Source organism: Rhodococcus sp. WS1, assembly GCF_003797745.1.
GTDB classification, from domain to species: Bacteria; Actinomycetota; Actinomycetes; order Mycobacteriales; family Mycobacteriaceae; genus Rhodococcus_F; species Rhodococcus_F erythropolis.
On sequence record NZ_RKLZ01000002.1, the window covers coordinates 1969364 to 1991531 of the forward strand.

Sequence of the window (22168 nt, forward strand, 5' to 3'; positions counted from 1 at the left end):
GACCAGCATAAGGCCAACCCTCCCTGAGCAGTCAAGGAGAGTCGGCGAAGGGCGCTACGCGCGTGACATGTAGGAATTCGAGTCCGGTGGTACGCGCGGAAGATTCTCGGAGGAACGTAGATTCTCCGCCATTTCGACAAGCAGATCCTGCGAAGACGGCGATAGATCGACGACGCGAGAGGTGAGGTTTCGCAGGCGCACGTTGTGCAGCTGCTCGAGGAGAGAGAGGTCCGCCTCGCCGCCCGAGATCGCGGGCGGAGTTTGATCGGACGGGGCGTAGAAGTAGTCCGGATGGACGTTGAAGAAGTGGGCGAGGGCGGCAACCACTTCGGGTGACGGGTTGGTTCGGACGCCGGTGCGCAGTTGGGACAGGTACGGCGTCGAGATGCGGCAGCCGAACTCGGTCATGCCGCGAACGACCATCGCGTTGGTGACGTGAAAGTCGGCAGTCTCGAACAGCGAGTTCAAGCGATCGTTGAACTGGTTCGACATGAGACGTCCCTTCCCCCGTTACGCACAGGCTCCGTCGATTCAATTAACTGCATCATAGCCAGTTATCGAACGATTAGCTGTTTTGGATTCTCGCGAAGGGGGTTGTTTGCAGGGAAAATCCCTAGGGTAGAAGGTCCCTACTTTGAGTGATCTGGACAAATCGCCGTCAAGAATCGAACGGCGAACTATTTGCCGGGGAAGTGGATTCCGGCCATGCGGATCAGAGCCAGCCGTTCGACTCGGCGATTCTGACGGCTTCCGCGCGCGTCGACGCACCTGTCTTGCCCATCGCGGATGACAGATGATTTCGAACTGTCCCTGCGGACAAGAAGAGCGCCCCTGCGATGGCTGCCACGGGTGCGCCGTCGTGAGCGGCGCGCAGTACTTGGGTCTCACGCTCCGTCAGGGGCGACTCGCCGCTGACGAGGCTGTCGGCCGCAAGGGTGGGATCGACGACGCGCAGTCCGGCGTGGACACGCCTGACTGCGTCGGCCAACTGCCTGGCGGGTGTGTCCTTGACGACGAACCCGCCGGCCCCGGCGTGCAGGGCTTTGCGAAGAAATCCGGGACGTCCGAACGTGGTGACGATCAGGACTCGGGTGTCGGGTGCTGCCTCGCGAAGGGCCGCCGTCGCGGCGATTCCGTCCATGCCGGGCATCTCGACGTCCAGAAGCGCGACATCCGGGCGGTGTTCGAGAACAGCGGCCACAACCTCGTCGCCGCGACCGACCTCGGCCACCACGGAGAGGTCGGATTCCAGATCGAGTAGTGCGGCCAACGCTCCTCGCACGAGCGCCTGGTCGTCCGCCAAGAGCAGCCGTATGGTTGCTCGATCGCCCTGGCTGTTCACTCTGTCTCCTGTTCGACTACCTGAAGTGCAAACCCCTGCGGCTGGGGATGAGTGATGATCACTCGTGCGCCCGACGCTCCGGCGCGCTCGCGTAATCCGATCAGACCGTTGCCGGAAGACGTCGACCCGGCCCCTTGCCCGTCGTCGACGACCGACGCACTTTTTTCGTCGACCGTGATCCGGCAGTGGGTCGCACCGCTGTGTCGAACGACGTTGGTGACGCCCTCACGGATCGTCCATGCGAAGAGTTCGCGAAGACGCGTGGGAACCATGTCGGTACTGCTCGGCACCTCGTCCTCGATACCAGCCGCACGCAATGCCTCTCGTGCTCGGGCTATTTCGACGGGAAGAGAAATCCCACGAAATCCTTCGACGGCCGAGCGCACGTCTGCCAACGCGTCACGCGAAAGTCTTTCGAGGTCGTCGAGTTCGTTGCGCGCACGTTCGATATCGACATCGAGTAGGCGATTGGCCAGTTCGGCTTTGATCGTGATGACGGTCAGCGAGTGTCCGAGGATGTCGTGCAGATCGCGCGCCATCCTCGTTCGCTCCTCCATGATTGCCCGCTGCTCCTGCTCTTCGCGTTCATGGAGCATGGCGAAGTTGCGGCTGATCAGGGACATGATGCCCCAGGTCGCGAATGCGGCCGCGCAGACTCCGAGCGAGAGTCCGGAGTAGTTCCCCCACCCGGACGAGAGGCTGACTATCTCCACGGAGGCCGCGAACACCAAGGCGAGAATGCCGCCCGCGACGGTCGGCAGCAGCGTCACCGCTGTCACCGCGAGATACGGTGCGGCTGCCAAACCAGTCGGCCCGACGCTGACGATCATCACGGCGGCCAACGCGGTCAAGGCGGCCAAAGCCAGTGCAGCTTCGCGAATCGTCGGCCGAGTCATTGTCATTCGACGCCGCTGCTGCGTTGTGGCGAACGTGTAGAGATAGAGCGCACCGAAGGCGACCGTCGCGAGAATCCCTGTCCAGCCGCGCAGTTCGTCGCGCAGATTCCATCCCTCGATCAGCGGCCCGCCGAGAAATACCATCCAGACCGCCGCGAAGAGAACGCCGAAACGATTCCGCCGCGGGAGCGCGACGGAATCTTCTCGGTCAGTCGTTTGCGACAACTACACACGCTCCGTATCTCGTTGGAACCGCCAGATCGCTCCGCCGGCGAAGATGGCGAACCACACCAGGATATTGACGATCCAGGTCCAGTGAATGCTATTGCCCGTCAACGGTGCGTGGGCGAGGGCGTTGATGCCGAACATCGGGGTGAACTGTGCGATGGTCGCCCATACGGAACCGTCGGTGAGCGGCACGAAGAGTCCGCCGCCGAAGGCGAGCAGAGCCAGTCCCGGTCCGAGCAACTGCATGACGTTCTCACTGGGGAGTAGATACCCCATGAACAGGCCGAAGGCCGCGAAGATCGACGATCCCAACCAGGCGATCAATGCCGTTGTGAACCAGAGTGATCCGTCCATCTGCGCCGAGGTGAACGCGCCGACGACGTAGACGACAAGGATCGAGACGAGACCGAGCAGCATCGCCATGATCAGTTTGACGGCGATGTAGGCGACCGGGGTCAGGGGAGTCAGCCGAAGTTGACGGCTCCATCCCGACGCTCGTTCGATCGAGACCATCGCTCCGCCACTGGTGGTGGCAAGCATCGCGCCGTACAGGGCCATGCTGATCATGATGTACGCGGCGACATTGCCGTGCCCGATCCCGTGGTCGTCGTCGCCTTGACCGAGCCCGAAGACGAGGAAGAAGACAACCGGCATGACGAGCGTGAAGATCATCGTGCGCCGATTGCGAGTCAGGCGACGAAATTCCAGTCGCAGTAGCGTCGTGTTGAATCCGCCGAGAGGTACGACGGTTCGCTCGGCTCCGTAGGTGTTCGCTTCGGTTGCAGTGGTCATCACTTCTGTCCTTCGGAGTTGTTCGACGTGAGTGCGATGAATGCGTCTTCGAGGCCACGCGAGACGATTTCGAGATCGCGAGCCTGGGTATTGGTCAACAGGAACCGTGCAACGGCATCGGTGTCACCCGAGTGCACGAGCAGTGACTCACCGCGCACCTCGACGGCGTCGGAGTTCGGTATGGCTCGCAGGAGTTCGTCGGTGATGCCTGGAACAGTCGCGCGCAGGGTGCGTCCGGACGCCATCGCCTTGACCTCGGCGGTGGTCCCGTCTGCGACCACGGTGCCTTGCCTGACCAGGATGATGCGGTCGGCGTAGACATCGGCCTCTTCGAGGTAGTGCGTCGCAAAAAGCACAGTGCGACCGTGATCTGCGTCGGCGCGGATGGCGGACCAAAAGTCCCGACGCCCTTCGACGTCCATGCCGGTGGTGGGCTCGTCGAGAATGAGCAATTGCGGGTTCGACAGCAACGCCATCGCAAATCGCAACCGCTGTTGTTGTCCGCCTGAGCATTTGCTGACCAGGCGATCGGAGATGTCGAGGATTCCGGCTCTCCCCAGCACTTCGTCGACCGGACGGGATTGGGCGTACAGGCTGGCGGTCAGCTGCACCGTCTCGGCAACCGTCAGCTCTTTCAGTAGTCCGCCGGTCTGCATGACTGCGGAGACGAGTCCGCGGGCGATCGCCGATCGCGGTGACATTCCGAAGACGCTCACGTCGCCCGACGTCGGCCGGGACAGGCCGAGGATCATGTCGATGGTTGTCGTCTTGCCTGCGCCGTTCGGGCCGAGGAACGCGACGATCTCGCCGGGGCGGATGCTCAGGTCGATACCCTTGACGGCGTCGACGGTTCCGAAACTCTTGCGAAGTCCGGTCAACCGGACGGCGTCGTGTGCCGATCCTTCAGTGAGTGTGTGCAGTGCCTGTGGTGAATGCCGTGCCTGTGCTGAGGTCATACATAGAATCTGCTCGCTTCGAGGTCGTAATCCCTCGTCCGTCCGTCATTCTTCTGCCATGACATTTGTCATCGGGTCGGCCGGTATCTGTTTCGGTGCAACCTGGCCGAGGCGCGCGAGGACCAACCCCGCGATGATTGCTGCGCCACCCACAGCTTGGAGTGCAGTGACGGATTCCCCGACCAGGATCCACGCGGCGAGGACCGCGCACAGCACTTCGGTCAGCGCTACGAGAGATCCGATTGTCGGCCCCAGCAGCGTGATTGCGGCGATGCCGGTGAGATAGGCAATGACAGTGCTGACCAGGACCAGGACCACCACCGGCAGCCATACGTTCACCGAATGGTCTGCCACGACGGCGTTCGAGGCCGAGAACTGGAGTGGGAGGACGCCGACGAGTCCGAGCGCGCCGATGACCATTGCACTGACCGTGAGCCCCGATGCCGCGAGCACAACAGGATGGAGATCACCGTCCGCACGTTCGGAAATGACGAAATAGACTGCAAGGCATGCCGCGGCGGCCAGTCCCCAGGCGACTCCGACGGCACTGATCTCTGCCGATCCGAAGACGTCGATCACCACGGCGGCGCCGATCATGGCAACCGCCGCACCGAGAAGCGTCTGCACGCTCGGACGCGCGCCCTTGGTTATCCACACCCACCCGATGACGATGATCGGTGCAAGGTACTCGAGAAGCAATGCGACGCCGACCGAAAGATGTTGCACGGCATTGAAGAAGCACAGTTGAACGCCCGAGATCGCGAACACCCCGTACAGCAGTACCGTTCGCGTGTGGGCGCTCACCTGTCGTAGGCGAGGCCATTGGGTGGCTACGGCGATCACCATCATCACCAGTGCGCCGCCGGCAACGCGCGCGAACACTGCGCCGCCGGGGGACCACCCCGATTCGATGAGAGACTTCGCGAACGGGCCCGAGACGCCGAACGTTGCCGCGGACAGCAGAGCGAAGATCAAGCCGTTGCGAGAGTTCACGTCGTCACCCGTCAGGAGTAAAAGCGATTACGATGCTGACATTAGGTTGATAGAGCTCAGGAGTCAAAGTGCATTTTGCTGGTGACACGGAATCGGCGCTCGTCTTCGCCGCGTCGTTGGTCAACACGGCCCGCGGCGGGGCTGAACTGCTTCCGGATCAAGGGGAGCTGACACGGTTTCTCGACGCGGATCATTGGACCGGCAGGCGGGACGGCACGCGGGAGGAATTGACGGCGGTTCGTGCGCTGCGTCCACGACTGCGAAAGTTCTGGGAAGCCGCGGGAGTGGACGACGCCGTCGAGGTGGTGAACACACTGCTGCTCGAATCGGGCGCGAGGCCGCGGCTCACCAGGCACGACGACCTCGGCTGGCATCTGCACGTCACCGCTGACGATTCGCCACTGGTGGACCGGATGGCCGCAGAAGCGGCGATGGGTGTGCTCGATCTGATCCGAACCGACGAATTCTCGCGGTTGCGATGGTGCGAGGCCCCGGACTGCGAAGCGGTCTTCGTGGATTTGTCGCGCAATCGTTCGAAGCGATACTGCGACACCGGAAACTGTGGGAACAGGGCGCACGTCGCCGCCTATCGTGCCCGTAAATCCGGGGCGTGACCAAGCGGTGTTCGGAGGGATAGAACCAGGCTGAGTGAATACCTTGTCGGGAGCCAGGATCGGTCTAGCGTTGTGAATTCGGAACAGATTTCGCGAAGCCAGGAGGATGGTCGGTGGCCGATCGTAGGCGTCCACTCAAGACGGTGACCGGTGTCAGCGGGGCGGTGAGTATCTACGACGCCGCGATCGATCCGACGACTTCGACGGTAACGTCCGCGATCGACGTCGCAAAGACGGCCGAGGCGAACAAGATCGACGGACTGTTTGCCGCCGACCTGCTGAGTTTCGGCGCGCAGGGCGCGATCGGCGCGCAGGAGCCGTTGATCTTCCTTGCCGCGCTGAGTGCGGTCACCACCCATGTGGGGCTGATCGCCACCGTCACGACGACGTTTCATCACCCTTTCAACCTGGCACGGTTGTTCGGCACCCTGGACCACGTCAGCAATGGTCGAGCCGCATGGAATGCCGTCACTTCCTCACTCGGAGAAGAGAACTACAGCGACCTGGACCTGCCGAGTCCGGAGGAGCGGTACGCCCGAGCGGCCGAATCGCTCGAGGTGGTCAACGCGCTCTTCGACAGTTGGAAGCCCGGCGCCCTGACCCGGGGAGAGGGCTCAGCGGTGCTCGATCCGTCGAGGGTGGTCCCCATCGAGCATCGAGGCAAGTACTTCACGGTGCAGGGGCCGCTGAACATCCCCTCCCTGCCGCAGCGTCGTCCGGTCCAATTCCAGGCCGGCCAATCTGCCGGAGGTATCGAACTGGGTGCTCGCTTCGCGGAGGTCGTATTCACTTCTCTCGCAACCTTCGAGGACGCGGTCACCTACACGAAGACGATCCGCGCCCGGGCGGCAGAGTTGGGGCGTGGGGACGAACTGCCACTGATTTTCAGCTCGTTCCACGCAACGTACGGCGCTACCGAAACCGAAGTCGAACGATTGGTCAGAGAAGCCGAGGAATCGACGGACTTCGACGCCGGTCGCACGAGGCTTGCCGACATGTTCGGCGGTGACGTGGATTTCTCGGAATTGCCGCTGGACCGGCCGATCCCGGAGTCGTTGTTGCCGGACCCGTCGTCGGTGAATCGACGACGGGGCCGGGTCGAGATCTTCGGCAAGCTCGCATCACAAGGAAAGACTCTGCGTGAGTTGATCATCGCGTCCAAGGACACCGGCCACTGGGCAGCGGCGGGCACCCCGGAACAGCTCGCGGACGCGATCGAGGAACGATACGACGCGGGCGTACTCGACGTCATTACGCTCGGTGACCTTGCCGATCCGCGTACACGCGATTTCGTCACGAACGGACTGCTACCGGAACTACGCAAGCGCAGAATCGTGGGAACAGATTACGTCGGGGGTACCTTCCGTGAGAACCTCGAGTTGCCACCGCTGCCACCGGTTTCCAGCACCTAGTTGTTGGAGGCGAGTGAGCGCATGAAGAACATGAGGTTGGCCGGCCGTTCCGCCAGGCGACGCATGAAGTAGCCGTACCACTGGCTGCCGTAGGGAACGTAGACCCGCAGGTGATTGCCTTCGGCTACCAATCTGCGTTGTTCGCCGTCGCGGATGCCGTAGAGCATCTGAAACTCGAAATCCTCGGCTGTCCGTTCGGTCAATGTGGCGAGTTCGAGGGCGGCGTCGATCATGGTGGGATCGTGGGAGGCGACCATCGGGTACCCGTCACCTTCCATCAAGACCTTCAGGCAACGCAGGTACGACGCGTCGACTTCGCCGGGCTTTTGGAACGCAACGTCGGCCGGTTCTTTGTATGCACCCTTGCACAACCGAATTCGTGAACCTGATCCGGAGAAGTGCCGGCAGTCGGCCTCGGTGCGGTGCAGATACGCCTGCAGGACCGTGCCGAGCGTCGGGAAGTCGCGGCGCAACTCTTCGACGATGGACAGTGTCGAGTCGGTGGTGGTGTGATCCTCCGCATCGACGGTGACCCACGCGCCCACTTCGTCTGCCGCTGTGACGATTCGGTGAGCGTTCGCCAGGGCGATCTTCTCGCCGTCACCGGGAAGTGACTGCCCTAACGCTGAGAGCTTGAGCGAAACCTCTTGGGTGTGTTGCGTCCCAGCCGCTTCGGAAAGCGTTGCGTACGAGCGGAGAAGGGAGAGATAGGCGTCGACGGTAGCTGTTGCCTGAGCTGGATCGGTAGTGTCCTCGCCGAGGTAGTCGACCGTCACGAACCGGCCACTGGTGAGGATGTCGCGTACGGCTGACACCGCTGCGGGTTCCGCGTCCCCGGCGACGAACCTGTCTACCAGCTTGCGAGTCACGGTCATCCCGGAGACTGTCTTCTCCAGCCGCGACGAGCGTGCCGCCGCGAGGAGTACCGGGCGCAGCGGGTTGCTCAGCGAGACGGCACTCATCAACGGTTCTCGCTCTCGGCTCGATCGACGTCCTGGTGGGGGTAGCGATGATCGGTGGGAGGAACGAAGGTTTCCTTGACGGTGCGTGTCGACGCCCAACGGAGCAGATTCTGCGACGAACCGGCCTTGTCGTTGGTACCGGAAGCCCGCGCACCGCCGAAGGGCTGTTGTCCGACTACCGCGCCCGTCGGCTTGTCGTTGACGTAGAAGTTTCCGGCGGCGAACCGCAGACCGTGGTGAGCTTGATCGACGGCTGCACGGTCGGTGGCGATCACGGCACCGGTCAGGGCGTACGCGGATCCGCTGTCGATACGAGCGAGGATGTCGGCGTACGCATTCGGTGCGGAGTCGTCGTAGACGTGCAGGGAGAGTATGGGGCCGAAGTACTCGGTGCTGAAGGCCTCGTCACTGGGGTCGTCACCGAGCAGGACCGTCGGCGAGATGAAGAATCCTTCGCGGTCGTCGTAGTCGCCGCCTGCTGCGATGGTGAGGCTGCCGGTCGACTTGGCTCGGTCGATCGCGGCGGCATTGCGGTCGAAGGAACGCTGGTCGATGACGGCGCCGCCGAAGTTCGTCAGGTCGGTGACGTCGCCGTACTTCAGTGACGACACTGTGTCGATGAACGTGTCGCCCATCTTGGCCCACACCGATTTCGGGACGAATGCCCGTGACGCGGCCGAGCATTTCTGTCCCTGATAGTCGAAGGCCCCGCGGATCAATGCCGTCGTGAGTACGTCGGGGTCTGCTGAACTGTGTGCGAGTACAAAATCTTTGCCGCCGGTTTCGCCGACGAGACGCGGATACGTCCGGTAGTTCGAGATGTTGGCTCCGACCTCACGCCACAAACGCTGGAACGTTGCGGTCGATCCGGTGAAGTGGATGCCCGCCAGGCGGGGGTCGGCCAGCGCGACTTCGGACACCGTGGGTCCGTCGCCGAGAACAAGATTGATCACCCCGGGCGGGAGGCCGGCGGCTTCGAGTAGTTGCATCGTGAGGTATGCCGCGACGGCCTGCGTCGGTGACGGCTTCCAGATCACGGTGTTGCCCATCAGGGCAGGTGCGGTAGGGAGATTTCCGGCGATGGCGGTGAAATTGAAGGGAGTGATCGCGTAGACAAAACCTTCGAGTGGTCGATATTCGACGCGATTCCACACTCCCGGAGCGGAAACGGGTTGGTCGGCGAGTATCTGACGAGCGAACGCGACGTTGAAACGCCAGAAATCGATCAGTTCGCACGGGGCATCGATCTCGGCCTGATATGCGGTCTTCGACTGACCGAGCATTGTTGCGGCGGCGATGGTTTCGCGCCACGGGCCGGAGAGTAGATCGGCGGCGCGGAGGAAGACCGCAGCTCGATCGTCGAACGAGAGGTCGCGCCAGGCCGGGGCGGCGAGTGTAGCGGCGTCGATGGCATCACGAACATCCGAGTGCGTTGCGCCCGCAAATGATCCGATGACCGAGCTGTGACGGTGTGGTTGAACTACGTTCTCCCGCTTGCCCTCCGCAGTTCGGTGGACGCCCCCGATGACCTGTCGGATGTCGGTGGGTGCCTCGGCCAGTTCGGTCAGTTTGGTGCGTAGGCGTGATCGTTCCGGGCTTCCCGGCCCGTAATTGTTGACCGGCTCGTTGGAGGGGTGGGGGACATTGGTGACGGCGTCCATGACGATCCTTCGGCAGACTGATGGGTGGGGCAGTTGTCGTGTCGTCATCAGTCAAGCCGAAAGGAGTCGGCGAGTAATCCGCTGATCGGCCAAACTTCTCGGACGCTGTTTGTTCGATCGGCTGAACCATTTCCGCAGGAAAATGCACTATTCTCGAAATTGAGGCGTTGGAACGGTCCGGAAAGTGGGTGGTACGTGGCTATCCGTGAGGTCAGGCTCGACGCGGTCCTTCGGGCGCTGGGCGGAGCCTTTGTCGAGCTCGTCTTCGCGCCGTCAGGTGATGACGTCTTCGTCGACTCCGTGGTGTTCGCGGAGGTCGGGGACCTCACACGCCCCGGAACCGCAGACGTCGAATCCTCTGAGCTCTGGCTCGCTGTCGGTATCGGCGCAGCAGAATTGGCGGCCTGGCTGAACCGCGTCGATCAGAAGGGATCAGCGCCTCGGGCCGTCATGTCGAAGGAGGCCTCGGACACGTCGGTGCGCGCGGCGGCACAGCGCGCCGGGATCGCCTTGATAGCAGTCCATCCGGACGCTCGTTGGGATCGATTGTTCACCACGATCCGGGGCGTGCTCGATCATTCGGTATCCCGTCAAGATTCCGAGGACGTTGTATTCGGCAGTGACACAGACTTGTTCGAGCTGGCGCAGAACGTCGCGTCACTCACCCGGGGGATGGTCAGCATCGAGGACGAGCGTTCCCACGTCATGGCTTATTCGGCATCAGGGGATGCTGCGGACGAGCTCCGCCGGCAATCGATCCTCGGCCGTGAAGGACCTCGGGAATACCTCCGGAAGCTGCAGGAGTGGGGCGTCTTCGAAAGCTTGCGGCGAAGTGACGACGTAGTGGAGGTGCCTGCGCACGAAGACCTCGCGATCAGGCGACGGTTGGTGGTTCCCATTCGCAGAATTTCCGAGAACGTCAAGGGGGAGAGCGGTTTCAGTTCTGATCTGCTCGGCACGATCTGGGTTCAGGAAGGCCCGCTTCCCATCGCCGGCGATGCCGAGAGAGTGCTCCGCGGTGCAGCGGCCATTGCAGCTCGGCTGATTTCGCGCATCCGAGACGCGCCGAGTAACGAGGCGATACAGGTTCAGCGCTTGCTCGGGGTTCGCGGCGGCGGCGTCGATGTTCCTTCTCTAGCGGCCTCGTTGTCCATCCCGATGTCCGGACCCGCGATGGTGATCGGTGTGGCGAGTGTCGGGGGCAGCGTGTTGTCGGCTTCGGGTGAGCTCATGTCGTCGTTGCGCCTGCACGCCAGTGCCTTTCACCGTGAATCGCTGGTGAGTGCATTCGGCGCCCGGATCTATGTGCTGTTTCCGCGAACCCAATCCGTGAAATCCACAGTCTCGTGGACCCGTGAAGTTGTCGCGCGTTTGGATAAGGTGTCGCCCTCGGGTTTACGGGCCGCAGTCTCGTCGCCGGTTTCGACGCTTGCGGAGGTGGCCCAGGCTCGGGCCGAAGTGGATCGAGTCTTGGACGGAACGTCGGGGGATGTTCGTGTGACCACCCTCGCGGACTCGCGCACTCCGGTGCTGCTGGGCGAAATCATGGACGCGATTGCGGCCGACGAGCAACTGCACGATCCGAGAATCGACGCGCTCGACGTCTACGACAGGCGTAACGGGTCGAACATGCGTGAAAGCGTCTCCGTTTACCTCGCGCATTCGGGCGATGTCCGACGCGCGTCCGAGCAGCTTCGCATTCACCCGAACACACTCAGGTATCGGATCAAAAGGGTCGAGGAGATAACAGATACCGACCTGTCCGAGCCCTCGACGAGGCTGTTGATGGAGATTCAGTTGGAGGCGTCCGCTCGCGCAGTGAGTTCGCCGAACCTGTCGGACCCCAGCAGTACTCTTCGCGAATGATCGACTCAGCGAAGGTGCCAGGCGCAGCGAGCGCGTATTTCGACGGCGGAGACGTCCGTGACGTGTTCACCGAAGACGCCGTGGTGCGTGACGACGGCCGGACGTATGTCGGGATCGAAGAAATCGTGGCGTGGAAGTCCGCCGTGTCGACGGCGTTCACCTTCACCCAGAAGATCGAGTCGGTCAACACCCCAGGCTCGGCCGTTGTCGTGTCGGTGAAGGTCGAGGGTGATTTTCCCGGAAGCCCCGTCCAGTTACATCACCATTTCACTCTCGACGGTGATCGGATTTCCGCTCTCACGGTGTGCCCCTGATGCCCACCGCTGACGAACTGCTCGGGAAATCCGTCGTCGCCGATCTGGCAGGCTGTCTCGAGCGAGCCTCCGGTCACACACGCCTCGCCCTCGTTCGGGGTAGTACATCCGAATTCGACGGTATGAGTCTCGGCGAACGTACCCGCGTTGTGCGGGACGCGATGACTGCCGAACTGCCTCAGGATCTTCCGGCCTTCGCCGAGATCATCCGCCGTGCGCTTTCAGAGGAGACCTTCACTGGTTGGATGATCTGGCCGGTGACCGAAGCCGTCGCCGTCACGGCGACACGAAGTGGCTCCGAGTCGGACTTCGACGAGGGAATGGCTCTGCTTGCCGAGCTGACGTCGCGTCTGACGGCCGAATTCGCAATTCGCACATTTCTCGAAACGAACCTTGACCGTTCGCTGGCGATCGCACTCACCTGGACCGGCCATGAAGACGAACACGTCCGGCGCTTGGCGACCGAAGGCACTCGTACTCGTTTGCCCTGGGGAAGACGAGTGAAAAAATTGACGGCGCGTCCCGAGTCGACAATCGCCATTCTCGACGAGCTGTATCGGGATGATTCGGAATATGTACGACGCTCGGTCGCAAACCATCTCAACGATCTCAGTCGTGCTGACGCAGCGCTCGCCGTGTCGACTGCGAAGCGTTGGTTACAGACGCCGGATTCCAACACACTGAAAATCGTCAAACATGCATTGCGGACGTTGATCAAGGCCGGCGACCCAGATGCTCTGTCTCTTCTGGGGTTCTCGCCGCCCAGCGACGTCGTGGTCGAAGGGTTCGTCATCGACCGTGAAATAGTCGATGCGGGTGGAGAACTCACCTTCGACTTCGCCGTCACGAACAACGGCAGCGAGTCCGTCACCGTCGTGATCGATTACATCGTCCACCACGTGAAGGCCAACGGGACCACGACGCCGAAGGTCTTCAAACTGACAACACGAACGCTCGAGCCTGGGGTGCCGGCCCGCATCGCGAAGAGGCATTCCTTCAAACCGATCAGTACCCGGAAGTACTACGCCGGCGACCATGCCGTCGAAGTGCAGATCAACGGTGTACGCCAGGTGCGAGGCGAATTCCGCTTGGAGGCGTGAGTGACCCCACCAGGTGTGGTGGGGTCACTCCAGTACCGATCCAATGCCCGCACGGATGTCAGCGCATGACCTGTACCTGTTCGGCGATATCAGCGGCCAGGGCCATCGCAGTCAGCGCGAGGCCGTTGTTGAGGTCGTATCGCAGTTGTCCGACATGTCCGTCCTGGACAGCGCGGACTCGTCTCCACGTGGGCGACTCGGCTTCGACGGCGTCGGGGTTCTGTAGCAGTACGAAGTCGGCCTGGTCGAAGATCGCGAGCTCCTCGAGGCTGTAGAAAGTCGAATCCTTCCGATCGGGTGCGGCATGGGCGGCGTCAGTCAAGACGTTCAGGCCGAGGTCCTGTGCAACCGACACGGCGAACGTGTTGTTCTGCAGCCAGATCTGACCGCTGTCTGCACCGGCGATCGCAATCGACTTGCCTTCGAGGAGACCACCGATCTTGGCCCGCGCTTGAGCAAGTTCTCCGTTGTATCGGGCGATGACGCGTTCGGCGACTTCGCGGCGATCGAGCGCCGTGAGCTGCGCGGTCATGGCCTGTTTCCAGGACGAGCCCGTCGTGCCCTCGTCAACGACGAGCACCGGGGCGATGTCAGTGCCGAGCAGGCCCCTGTCCTGGTAGTAATCCCACCAGCCTTTCCCGACAACCAACAGATCGGGGTCGTAGCTCAGTATCGATTCGGCATTCGGTTCGTTGTTCGTCCCACCGAGGCGAGCTGCGCCGGCGGGTACCTGTTGCATGAGCTGAGACTTCGGATCCCAATTGGTCGCGACGATCGGGTACTCGGCCAGTAGTGCAAAATCGAGGGCGCCTCGGGCTTCGAGCACCACGACACGCTTGGGGTCCCGCGGGAGACGGTAGGTCTGGTCTGCGACGACGATGTCGACCCACTCGTCCGAGGCTTCGGTGCCGCTGGATTCGCTCGAACATGCAGACAGTGCGCCCAGTGCACCGAGCGCCGCCGCACCGGTCAGGAACCCGCGTCGTGTCAAGGAATCGATCAGACGGGTGAATTCGTCGTCCACATCTTTTGTCGACTGCAAGGGGGTTTCGGTCGCAGAAGGGGACACCGTCGGGTGGAAGGTTTTGGTCGATTCGATCACAGGCATGAGAAGGCGCAGCTCCATCTGATGTTCCGGGCATTGGCAGGTGCCTAACCAACGTATTCGAACTTCGCAGCCGGAGCCTTACTCGAAAGCGCCAACCGCTCAGCGGATTTGGCCATTCTTCACGGACTCGTGCCACGGGACTCGCCCCTCGGATTCGGCTTGTTGTGGAGGGGCGCGCCCATCTGATCCGAACTCGAGGTATCGTGGCCGTCATGCAGCGCGTCTATTTCTGGTTTAGCAGGCCGGCCCCGGGTGGGCCTGCCGGCGTAACCACGCGCTGACAACCTCCACCCAAGAGCCGGACTACAGACCGGCTCGCTGGAGTTTCTCTTCATCTCTGGGGTCGGCCTGAGAACAGGAAACCGAAAACCCCATGACTGTCACCATCGACACCACCGCAGCTTCGGACAGCCTCGACGATCAGCGCACTGTGAGTATCAGTCCGCTCGTGTCACCGGCGACTGTTCGTGCTCAGCACGCTCCGGACGAGGTCGCGGCCGCAACCGTGCGCACCGGTCGGGCCGACACGATCAACATCCTCAACGGTGACGACGATCGTTTGATCGTCGTTGTCGGTCCGTGCTCCGTGCACGATCCGGAAGCGGCGATGGACTACGCCCGCCGGTTGGCCGCCAAGGCCGAAGAACTGCGGGACGATCTGCACATCGTCATGCGCGTCTACTTCGAAAAGCCGCGCACCACTCTCGGGTGGAAGGGCCTGCTCAACGACCCCCACCTCGACGGCACGTTCGACATCAACACCGGGCTCGGTATCGGCCGCAAGTTGCTTCTCGACGTGTCGAGTCTGGGCCTGCCTGTCGGCTGCGAGTTCCTTGATCCGATCATGCCGCAGTACATCGCCGACCTGGTCAGCTACGGTGCAATCGGCGCCCGGACCGCCGCCAGTCAGGTTCACCGTCAGCTGTGCAGCGCGCTGTCCATGCCCGTCGGCATCAAGAATTCCACCGAAGGTGATGTGCAGGTAGCCGTCGACGGTACCCGCGCTGCGGCGGCGAGCCATGTGTTCCCCGGAACGGATCTCGACGGCCAGGCTGCCTTGATTCGGACCGCGGGCAACCCGGACTGCCATGTGATTCTTCGTGGCGGCAGCGACGGACCGAACTACGATGCCGAGACCGTCGCGGATACCCTTGCTCGCCTGCGTAAGTCGAACCTGCCCGAGCGCGTGGTCATCGACGCGAGCCACGGTAACAGCAGCAAGGACCACGAGCGTCAGGTCGTCGTGCTGGACGACATTGCCCGACGTCTGACCGAGGGCGAGCAGGGAATCGCCGGCGTCATGTTGGAGAGTTTCATCGAGGCCGGCCGTCAGGACCTGACCTTGGGTAAGGCGGACGAGCTCACCTACGGTCAGTCGATCACCGACGCGTGCATCGACTGGTCCACCACCGCAGCGCAGTTGGACCGTCTGGCGCAGGCCGTTGCGGCTCGGAGGGGCTGACGCCCCCGTGCGCGTTTAGGGAGTGCCTGGACTCGCTAAACGCGCACAGGGCCGCTAGGCCAACACTGCTCGCGTGGCCTCGACCAGGCGCTTCAGCCAGGCGTCCGTGCCGACGGCGCGGCGCAGCGGCTCGTTGGGCAATTCGATGCTGACCGGCAGTCCGGCAGGCAATGTCGACCAGATGTCGGCCAGGGCGATGCCGCCGGTGCCGGGCACCAGACGCTCTTCGCGGGCGTGACGGATCAGTTCTGCGTCATCCGTAGGAGCGGGGGTCGAACCGTCGCACATCTGGGCGTAGTGAAGCCACTCGCGCGGGATGGACGCAAGATCCTCCAGCGTCGTCGCCGAGCGGTCGGTGTGGAGTGCGTCGACCAGGACACTACGAGCCGGACCGTCTGCCGCCGAGACGATCTCGATGGCCGCACGCGCATCGGGCACCGCAGTCCACGGCATGAATTCGAGCGAGGCGACGATGCCGTAGTTCGCGCACAGTTCAGCGAGGCGGGCATAGGAGTCCGTGAGCCGAGCGCGGTCGCGGTCGTCGCCGCCCACCAGAACGGCTTTGGCTCCGAGCTGTGCACCCGCTTCGAGAAGCGGAACGTAGTCGGTGGAGTCGAAGTCGGCTGCAAGGCGGATGATTTCGAGGTCGAATACCTCAACGGGTGAATCGCCTAGTCGACGCACCAATTCGTTCAACCCCTGCTTGTCCTCGTGCAGGGGGTACGCCGTAGTGCCCGGTGCCGCGGGCATCAGACGGATACCGATGGTGTCGAAGCCGTGTTTTTCCGCCAAGTCGACGTGCTGCATCGGTGCGGTATCGAGCACTGTGAGGGCTGCCAGTCCGAGTGAGAGTGTCATGCGTGCGCTCCAACTGTCTTGGCTCCGGCCAGTTCCCGACCTGCCAGATAACCGAACGTCATAGCCGGGCCGAGGTTGATGCCGCCGGACGGGTAGTGCCCGCCCATCACGCTGGCCTGATCGACGCCGACGGCGAGCAATCCCTCGATGGGGCGGTCGTTGTCGTCGAGCACCTGCGACGACGAGTCCGTCACCAGTCCGGCGAAGGTCCCGAAACTCCCTGGCACCACTTTCACCGCGTAGTACGGACCCTTCTGTAAGGGTGCAAGCGACGGGTTCGGCCAGGGGTTGGCGGTATCGCCGGATCCCCGGTTGAACGGTGTTGTGCCGCGACCGAACTCGGGGTCTTCACCGGCCACGGCCCCGACATTGAATGCCTCGATTGTCTTTTCCAACTGCGTCGGATCAACGCCGATTTTCTCCGCCAGTTCGCGAACAGTGCGACCCCGTGTCAGGTATCCCGAGCGCAGGTACGGCTGGATCGGGATCGGCAGGGGCTTGGCCATGCCAAGAGGGAGATAGCGCACATACTGCTGATCGGCAATCAACCACGAGCACACTTCTTCGCTCTCGGGAACCTGCTCGACCATCGCGAGGGTGTAGTCGTGGTAGCCGAGTGCTTCGTTGACAAAACGCTTGCCGTTCGCGAGAACTCCGATGACACCGGGCTTTCCGCGGTCGAGGATGTGCGGGAACACACCTTCCTTGCCGTTGCGGTAGCGAACGATGGAGACGGGGCAGTACGCGACGGGGGAGGCAAGAGTGCGGTCGAGGCGACCACCCACGGATTCGCCGAGGGTGATGCCGTCGCCGGTGGTTGTCTTCGGAGTGAGTGACCAGTGCTCGTTTCCGGTGGGGGTACGGGGGAACAGTTCACGTCGGCGGTCGATGTCCTGGGCGAAGCCGCCGGTGGCCAGTACGACGCCGCGCGTGGTAGTTACCGAGTACGCACCATCCGGACCTTCGAGGCGGACACCGACAACGCGACCGTCATCGTCAGTCCGCAGCGATGTTGCCGACGTTTTCACCCGAATCTCGACGCCGAGATCGAGCGCTGAGCGAAGCATCATGCCGACAAGCGCAGTGCCGTTGACGAGTTGCTGGCCACGACGCTTGGTGGCGAGATCGAACATGTGCTTAGTCACGCGAACGCCACAGTGCACAAATGCTTTCGGCGATCGAGTCGAGTGCAGGAATGCCTGCAGGTCGGGGCCGGCCATGATGCCCATTCCGAGGAATGACGTCTCGTACAACTGTCGACGGAGCAGCGCCGCGACGTCGGGTCCGAGCTTTCGCAAGCTCACCGGTTTCGGTCCGACGGAACGATGACCCGTGCCGGCTCCCGGTGTGTCGCCGTGAATGTCGGCGATCTTGGCTCCGGGAACGAACTTCAGTGCAGTCTTGCGTTCGAAGAACTCGACCATCTCCGGTGCGCCGTCGAGGAGTGCATCCACCTTGGCAGCGTCGAAGTTGTCGCCGAGTCGGTTCTCCAGATATGTCCGCGGCGCCGAACGATCCTCGACAACCCCGTCGGCGATGGCAAACATGTTGCGCGGGGTCCACATCCACCCGCCTGACCAGGCCGTTGCGCCGCCGCAGGTGTCGGCCTTCTCGACAACGAGTACCGACGCGCCGCCATGTGCTGCGGCAATTGCTGTGGAAAGCCCGCCTGCGCCGGAGCCCACGACAACCACGTCGTAGGTGAGGGGGGTACTGCTACTCATTTCTGCTCCTTGGCAGTTGTTGCGAGGGTCGGTGTCGATGTCAGCTCGACAACCTTGCCCGTTCGTGACGATTCGTAGATTGCGGCGATGATGGCAAGTGACGCGCGGGCGTCTCGTCCGGTGACGGCGGGTTCGCGCCCGGTCAGGACGGCGTCGGCGAAGTCCTGAACCTGCAAGGTGTGGAAGTCGGTCAGTGCCGCATTGACCGCTCCCACATCGAGATTGGCGTCGATATCGGCGGAGTACCGCGACTGGAACTCCACTTCGCCCGGCACGGTCCAGATTTCGTTGACACCCTCGTGCCCTTCAGGGAACTCGAGGACGCTGGCGATGGCACCGGTGCGCCCGATCACCGAGACGCGGTTGCCCAGGTTGTGATTGGCACCGGTAGTCGCGGTGACGGTGGCGGTGCCGCCCGAGGCAAAGGAGATCACAGCCGACGCACTGTCCTCGGTCTCGATGTGCTCACCGTGGGTGTGGGTGCGGATGAAGCCGCTGACCGAGACAGCCTCGCCCATGAACCAGGCCAGCATGTCGATCTGGTGCACGGCCTGCGTCATGAGCACGCCACCGCCGTCGGTGTCCCAGCGTCCGCGCCACGCGTCGGCCGAGTAGTAACTCGATGGGCGGTGCAGGATCACCGACGCCTCGCCGAGCGTGGGCAGTCCGATCCGACCGTCGTCGATGGCGTCCCGGATACGACGCACGGCCGGCCAGAAGCGGCGTTGGAAGAGGACGCCGAAGGTGATACCGGCGCGGTCGGCGGCCTCGATCATGCGGTCGGCGGCAGCAACATCGACCGCGATGGGTTTCTCGCACAACACATGTACACCCGCTTCGGCAGCGGCCACGACTACCTCTTCATGTACCGGGTGCGGCGTGCAAACGGTGCAGGCGTCGAGTCCGAGGGCGAGAAGTTGCTCCACTGAACTCACGGCTGCGGGAATGCCGTGCGCTGCCGCGAACTCCTGGGCGCGTCCGAGATCGGGATCGCAGCAGCCGATTACCTCGACGCCGGGGACTTGTTGCAGGGCTCGGGCATGGTTGCCGGCGATCTTGCCGCAGCCGACGATTCCGACTTTCAATGTCATCAGAAATGTTCCTCTGCTTCGACGTCCCGCGCCGCAGACTCGCCGCGGTCGAGACTGTTCAGTGCTTCGATGTCCTCGCCGGAGAGGGTCACATCGAGTGCTGCCAGGTTCTCGGCCTGACGCGTCGGGTTCGCTGATCGCGCGACCGGAACCACACCCTGCGCGACATGCCAAGCAAGGACCACCTGCGCAGGGGTGCAACCCATTCGACCGGCGATCTCACTCACAACGGCGTTGTCGAGCACATCCCCGCGGCCGAGCGGGCTCCACGACTGCGTGAATATTCCGAGTTCGTCGTTGGCGCGGCGCACCGGAATTCGCGCGAGCGACGGGTCCATCTGAATCTGGTTGACTGCCGGTGCCTCGCCGGTTTCGGCGACGACGCGGCGCACGTGGTGCTCGAGGAAGTTCGACACACCCACGTACCGAACCAGTCCGGCGTCGCGGCAGGCAAGCATCGCCTCGAACGACGCAACGTAACGATCGATTCGCGGGAGCGGCCAGTGGATCAGGAACAGATCGAGTTGATCCAGTCCCAGTCGTTCCAGGCTCTGCTCGAGCGCTCCGCGGATGTCACCGGAAACCTGGTCGTTTCCACGAAGTTTGGTGGTGACAAACAGTTCTTCTCGCGGTAGAGCAGACTCCGCCAACGCTACGCCGACGGCGTCCTCGTTGCCGTAGATCGCGGCGGTGTCGATGAGGCGGTACCCGACCTCGATGCCGGAGAGAACCGACTTCGTGGCGTCGGCACCGACCAGTGGCCAGGTTCCGAGTCCGATGGGTGGCAACGCAGTTGCCACCGGTGCGGCTGTGTGTGCGCTCATGCGTGAACCTCCTGACGGGCCGCAGCGGCGGCGGTGATGGCGACGGCAACGTCGGCTGCGGTCACGAGTGCGGCATGGATGGATCCGCCGTCACCGCTCGCGTCGCCGACGGTATGGACCCCGAGTCGTGGTGCCAGTGAACGTAGTTCGGCCAGAAGCTCCGAGCGCGGCTCGACGCCCTGTGAAATCAGCAGCTCGCCGGGGGCGTCGACTTCGCTCAGTACACCGCCTGTCGAGATCGTGACCCGATCGGCGTCGACTTTGGTGACGATCGAGCTCAGGTAGGTCGTGAGGTTCTCACTTGCGGCCAGGCGCGGCAGCAGTACGATCTTGCCGCGCCGGCCGACGTCGTGCGCGATGGTTTCCTGCGGCCCGATCATGACGACCTGGGTGCCCTTCTGGAGCAGATCGTCTGCGACGGCAGCAGCCTCGCGGTCGGCGCCGAAAATGGTGATTGCTTCGGGGGCCGGATCTCCGGAAACCAGGAACTCGCGCACGTCACGGACGGTTCGGGTCTGCGCGCCGGGAAGGTCAGTCACGGGACCGTGCCCACCGGCAGCAAGGACGATCGCGTCGAAGTCACTGTTTGCGAGCAATGCTGCGTCCGCTCTGGTCGAAGTGTGGCACTGCACCCCGAGTTCGGCCAGTTCCGCGAGGTACCAGTCCACGATACGCCCGTATTCGGGATATTCGTGCAGCTTCGATGCCAGAGCGAAGTCGCCACCGAGGCTGGGTCGTTCGTCGTACAGGTCGACGCGATGACCGGCAAGTGCGAGGTCGCGGGCAGCGGCCATTCCGGACGGACCGGCACCGATGACGGCGACGCGTACGGTGGCATCAGCCGGCTTCGTGGGCTGATCCAGTTCACGTCCGACCCACGGGTTGACGGAACAGGGAACGGGGCCGGCGGCCAGGCTGTCGATGCAGTAGTTGCAGGCGATGCAGGGGCGGTAGCGGCCACCGTCGACAGCGCGATTCGGAAAGTCCGGGTCGGCGTGCAACGTACGGGCCATGCTGACGAAGTTCGCCTGACCGGATTCGATGATCTGCGCGGCGATCTCCGGCGACGTGATGCGTCCGGCCACACCCACCGGGATGTCGAAGTCGCGCTGGTACTGCTCGGAGTACGGCGCGAGGAGTCCGCGGGACCATTCACCGGGCTGGATGATCCACTGTCCCGCTTCGTAGTTGCCGGCCGAGACGTCGAGAAAATCGAGTCGGTCAGTGTCGATGGCGTCGATGCGAGAGCGGGTCGTCTCGGCGTCGAGTCCGCCGTCAATGCCCTCGAAGGCTGAGAATCGAAGTCCCAGAGTGATTCCCGGAGCATGCTCGTGGACGGAGGCGATGACCTTGTTGACGAACAAGGTGGGGTCGGCCCATTCGTCGTCGCGGTGATTGTAAGCAGGGGAGAGGAACTGGTGGATCAAGTACCCGTGGCCACCGTGCAGGGAGATCACGTCGACGCCGGCCTGCTGGCAGCGCGCCGCAGCCTCACCGAAGCATTCGATGATGTGCTCGATGTCGTCGCCGTCGAGTTGTTCTGGCATTTCGCCGCCGACAACCAAACACGGAATCGGTGTCGGGGCAACGGGAACAAATCCACTGACCGACCCCTGCGCCGTGCGTCCACCGTGGTTGAGTTCGACTCCGACGAGGGCGCCGTGTGCGTGGATCGCGTCGACCATCTTCTTGATGCCGGGAATCCGTTCGTCGACGTCGACGCCCATCTGCCGGATGCGTCCCTTGCCGTCGGCACGCACGTAGCTCGCTTCGGTGAAGATCAGTGCAGCACCACCTTCGGCGCGGCGGGCGAGGTATGCGATGTACTCGTCCGTCATGGTGCCGTCGACTTCGCAGTAGTTGCGTTCCATCGGGGCGGACACGAACCGGTTCCGGAGGCGGACGCTGCCCATGTCGAGAGGTTCGGCGAAAGGCGCAGTCACCTTCATCAGTGCTCCTGGTACT

The 22168-nt window shown here is 63.1% G+C and carries 20 protein-coding genes; 6 read left to right on the plus strand and 14 right to left on the minus strand.

All coding sequences use genetic code 11. The features are described from left to right. Nucleotides 1-54: 54 nt before the first annotated feature. The 6 genes from EEB12_RS21935 to EEB12_RS21960 form a co-directional block, all read right to left on the minus strand. Nucleotides 55-492: a helix-turn-helix domain-containing protein gene (locus tag EEB12_RS21935; RefSeq protein WP_019745008.1), complete on the minus strand. Its 438-nt coding sequence runs from the start codon at nt 490-492 to the stop codon at nt 55-57. 220 nt (nt 493-712) lie between these two features. Next, nucleotides 713-1342 (minus strand): response regulator transcription factor, encoded by a 630-nt coding sequence (locus tag EEB12_RS21940; RefSeq protein WP_019745007.1) that lies wholly within the window; start codon nt 1340-1342, stop codon nt 713-715. Next, entirely contained in the window at nt 1339-2463 is a 1125-nt protein-coding gene (locus tag EEB12_RS21945) for a sensor histidine kinase (RefSeq protein WP_019745006.1), read from the minus strand. The genes EEB12_RS21940 and EEB12_RS21945 overlap by 4 nt, the downstream gene beginning before the upstream one ends. Continuing rightward, nucleotides 2464-3258 (minus strand): ABC transporter permease, encoded by a 795-nt coding sequence (locus EEB12_RS21950; protein WP_019745005.1) that lies wholly within the window; start codon nt 3256-3258, stop codon nt 2464-2466. Continuing rightward, entirely contained in the window at nt 3258-4214 is a 957-nt protein-coding gene (locus EEB12_RS21955) for an ABC transporter ATP-binding protein (RefSeq protein WP_019745004.1), read from the minus strand. Before EEB12_RS21955 ends, EEB12_RS21950 begins: the two co-directional genes overlap by 1 nt. 45 nt (nt 4215-4259) lie before the next feature. Further along, nucleotides 4260-5207: an EamA family transporter gene (locus EEB12_RS21960; RefSeq protein ID WP_019745003.1), complete on the minus strand. Its 948-nt coding sequence runs from the start codon at nt 5205-5207 to the stop codon at nt 4260-4262. 68 nt (nt 5208-5275) lie between these two features. On the opposite strand from EEB12_RS21960, the gene EEB12_RS21965 reads away from it, so the two are divergent. Continuing rightward, nucleotides 5276-5821, plus strand: coding sequence for a CGNR zinc finger domain-containing protein (locus EEB12_RS21965; RefSeq protein WP_019745002.1), 546 nt, complete (start codon nt 5276-5278; stop codon nt 5819-5821). 113 nt (nt 5822-5934) lie between these two features. Continuing rightward, nucleotides 5935-7233 carry an NtaA/DmoA family FMN-dependent monooxygenase gene (locus EEB12_RS21970; protein WP_029256067.1) on the plus strand — a complete coding sequence of 433 codons (1299 nt, stop codon included), beginning with the start codon at nt 5935-5937 and terminating at the stop codon, nt 7231-7233. Here EEB12_RS21970 and EEB12_RS21975 read toward each other — a convergent pair. Both EEB12_RS21975 and pruA read right to left on the minus strand, forming a co-directional pair. Next, nucleotides 7230-8195, minus strand: a complete 966-nt coding sequence (locus EEB12_RS21975) for a proline dehydrogenase family protein (protein ID WP_141488499.1) — start codon at nt 8193-8195, stop codon at nt 7230-7232. The genes EEB12_RS21970 and EEB12_RS21975 overlap by 4 nt on opposite strands. Next, complete coding sequence (pruA, locus tag EEB12_RS21980) at nt 8195-9856, minus strand: L-glutamate gamma-semialdehyde dehydrogenase (RefSeq protein WP_141488500.1); 1662 nt, start codon at nt 9854-9856, stop codon at nt 8195-8197. The genes EEB12_RS21975 and pruA overlap by 1 nt, the downstream gene beginning before the upstream one ends. A 195-nt stretch (nt 9857-10051) precedes the next feature. Between pruA and EEB12_RS21985 the strand changes: the two genes are divergently transcribed. Genes EEB12_RS21985 through EEB12_RS21995 form a run of 3 tightly spaced genes read left to right on the plus strand, consistent with a single transcriptional unit; the run spans nt 10052 to nt 13136 of the window. Beyond that, entirely contained in the window at nt 10052-11722 is a 1671-nt protein-coding gene (locus EEB12_RS21985) for a PucR family transcriptional regulator (RefSeq protein WP_141488501.1), read from the plus strand. Then, the gene (locus tag EEB12_RS21990; RefSeq protein WP_060938133.1) at nt 11719-12036 is read left to right on the plus strand and encodes a nuclear transport factor 2 family protein; all 318 of its coding nucleotides are present in this window, start codon (nt 11719-11721) and stop codon (nt 12034-12036) included. The genes EEB12_RS21985 and EEB12_RS21990 overlap by 4 nt, the downstream gene beginning before the upstream one ends. Then, the gene (locus EEB12_RS21995; protein ID WP_060938270.1) at nt 12036-13136 is read left to right on the plus strand and encodes a hypothetical protein; all 1101 of its coding nucleotides are present in this window, start codon (nt 12036-12038) and stop codon (nt 13134-13136) included. The genes EEB12_RS21990 and EEB12_RS21995 overlap by 1 nt, the downstream gene beginning before the upstream one ends. A gap of 58 nt (nt 13137-13194) precedes the next feature. Here EEB12_RS21995 and EEB12_RS22000 read toward each other — a convergent pair whose 3' ends face one another. Further along, nucleotides 13195-14244 (minus strand): ABC transporter substrate-binding protein, encoded by a 1050-nt coding sequence (locus EEB12_RS22000; protein WP_060938271.1) that lies wholly within the window; start codon nt 14242-14244, stop codon nt 13195-13197. A 373-nt stretch (nt 14245-14617) separates the two neighbouring features. Between EEB12_RS22000 and EEB12_RS22005 the strand changes: the two genes are divergently transcribed. After that, nucleotides 14618-15706: a 3-deoxy-7-phosphoheptulonate synthase gene (locus EEB12_RS22005; protein WP_020908849.1), complete on the plus strand. Its 1089-nt coding sequence runs from the start codon at nt 14618-14620 to the stop codon at nt 15704-15706. 54 nt (nt 15707-15760) lie between these two features. On the opposite strand, the gene EEB12_RS22010 is transcribed toward EEB12_RS22005, so the two are convergent. From EEB12_RS22010 to EEB12_RS22030, 5 genes are read right to left on the minus strand one after another with little or no spacing between them, the layout of a single operon-like run. Further along, on the minus strand, nt 15761-16564 hold the full coding sequence (locus tag EEB12_RS22010) for a sugar phosphate isomerase/epimerase family protein (protein ID WP_141488502.1): 804 nt from the start codon (nt 16562-16564) through the stop codon (nt 15761-15763). Continuing rightward, nucleotides 16561-18288: an FAD-dependent oxidoreductase gene (locus EEB12_RS22015; protein ID WP_141488503.1), complete on the minus strand. Its 1728-nt coding sequence runs from the start codon at nt 18286-18288 to the stop codon at nt 16561-16563. Before EEB12_RS22015 ends, EEB12_RS22010 begins: the two co-directional genes overlap by 4 nt. Then, entirely contained in the window at nt 18285-19379 is a 1095-nt protein-coding gene (locus EEB12_RS22020; RefSeq protein WP_045068926.1) for a Gfo/Idh/MocA family protein, read from the minus strand. Before EEB12_RS22020 ends, EEB12_RS22015 begins: the two co-directional genes overlap by 4 nt. Continuing rightward, complete coding sequence (locus tag EEB12_RS22025; RefSeq protein ID WP_141488504.1) at nt 19379-20203, minus strand: aldo/keto reductase; 825 nt, start codon at nt 20201-20203, stop codon at nt 19379-19381. Before EEB12_RS22025 ends, EEB12_RS22020 begins: the two co-directional genes overlap by 1 nt. Beyond that, a complete protein-coding gene (locus EEB12_RS22030) occupies nt 20200-22152 on the minus strand; it encodes an FAD-dependent oxidoreductase (protein WP_181447536.1) in 1953 nt (650 codons plus the stop codon). The genes EEB12_RS22025 and EEB12_RS22030 overlap by 4 nt, the downstream gene beginning before the upstream one ends. Nucleotides 22153-22168: the final 16 nt, after the last annotated feature.

Bases quoted from the DNA above. Each gene is read 5' to 3' on its own strand.
- EEB12_RS21975 (WP_141488499.1), bottom strand. From the start codon at position 8,195: ATGAGTGCCGTCTCGCTGAGCAACCCGCTGCGCCCGGTACTCCTCGCG.
- EEB12_RS21990 (WP_060938133.1), top strand. From the start codon at position 11,719: ATGATCGACTCAGCGAAGGTGCCAGGCGCAGCGAGCGCGTATTTCGAC.
- EEB12_RS21950 (WP_019745005.1), bottom strand. From the start codon at position 3,258: ATGACCACTGCAACCGAAGCGAACACCTACGGAGCCGAGCGAACCGTC.
- EEB12_RS21955 (WP_019745004.1), bottom strand. From the start codon at position 4,214: ATGACCTCAGCACAGGCACGGCATTCACCACAGGCACTGCACACACTC.
- EEB12_RS22020 (WP_045068926.1), bottom strand. From the start codon at position 19,379: ATGACATTGAAAGTCGGAATCGTCGGCTGCGGCAAGATCGCCGGCAAC.
- EEB12_RS22005 (WP_020908849.1), top strand. From the start codon at position 14,618: ATGACTGTCACCATCGACACCACCGCAGCTTCGGACAGCCTCGACGAT.
- EEB12_RS22000 (WP_060938271.1), bottom strand. From the start codon at position 14,244: ATGCCTGTGATCGAATCGACCAAAACCTTCCACCCGACGGTGTCCCCT.
- EEB12_RS22015 (WP_141488503.1), bottom strand. From the start codon at position 18,288: ATGAGTAGCAGTACCCCCCTCACCTACGACGTGGTTGTCGTGGGCTCC.
- EEB12_RS22030 (WP_181447536.1), bottom strand. From the start codon at position 22,152: ATGAAGGTGACTGCGCCTTTCGCCGAACCTCTCGACATGGGCAGCGTC.
- EEB12_RS22025 (WP_141488504.1), bottom strand. From the start codon at position 20,203: ATGAGCGCACACACAGCCGCACCGGTGGCAACTGCGTTGCCACCCATC.
- pruA (WP_141488500.1), bottom strand. From the start codon at position 9,856: ATGGACGCCGTCACCAATGTCCCCCACCCCTCCAACGAGCCGGTCAAC.
- EEB12_RS22010 (WP_141488502.1), bottom strand. From the start codon at position 16,564: ATGACACTCTCACTCGGACTGGCAGCCCTCACAGTGCTCGATACCGCA.
- EEB12_RS21935 (WP_019745008.1), bottom strand. From the start codon at position 492: ATGTCGAACCAGTTCAACGATCGCTTGAACTCGCTGTTCGAGACTGCC.
- EEB12_RS21995 (WP_060938270.1), top strand. From the start codon at position 12,036: ATGCCCACCGCTGACGAACTGCTCGGGAAATCCGTCGTCGCCGATCTG.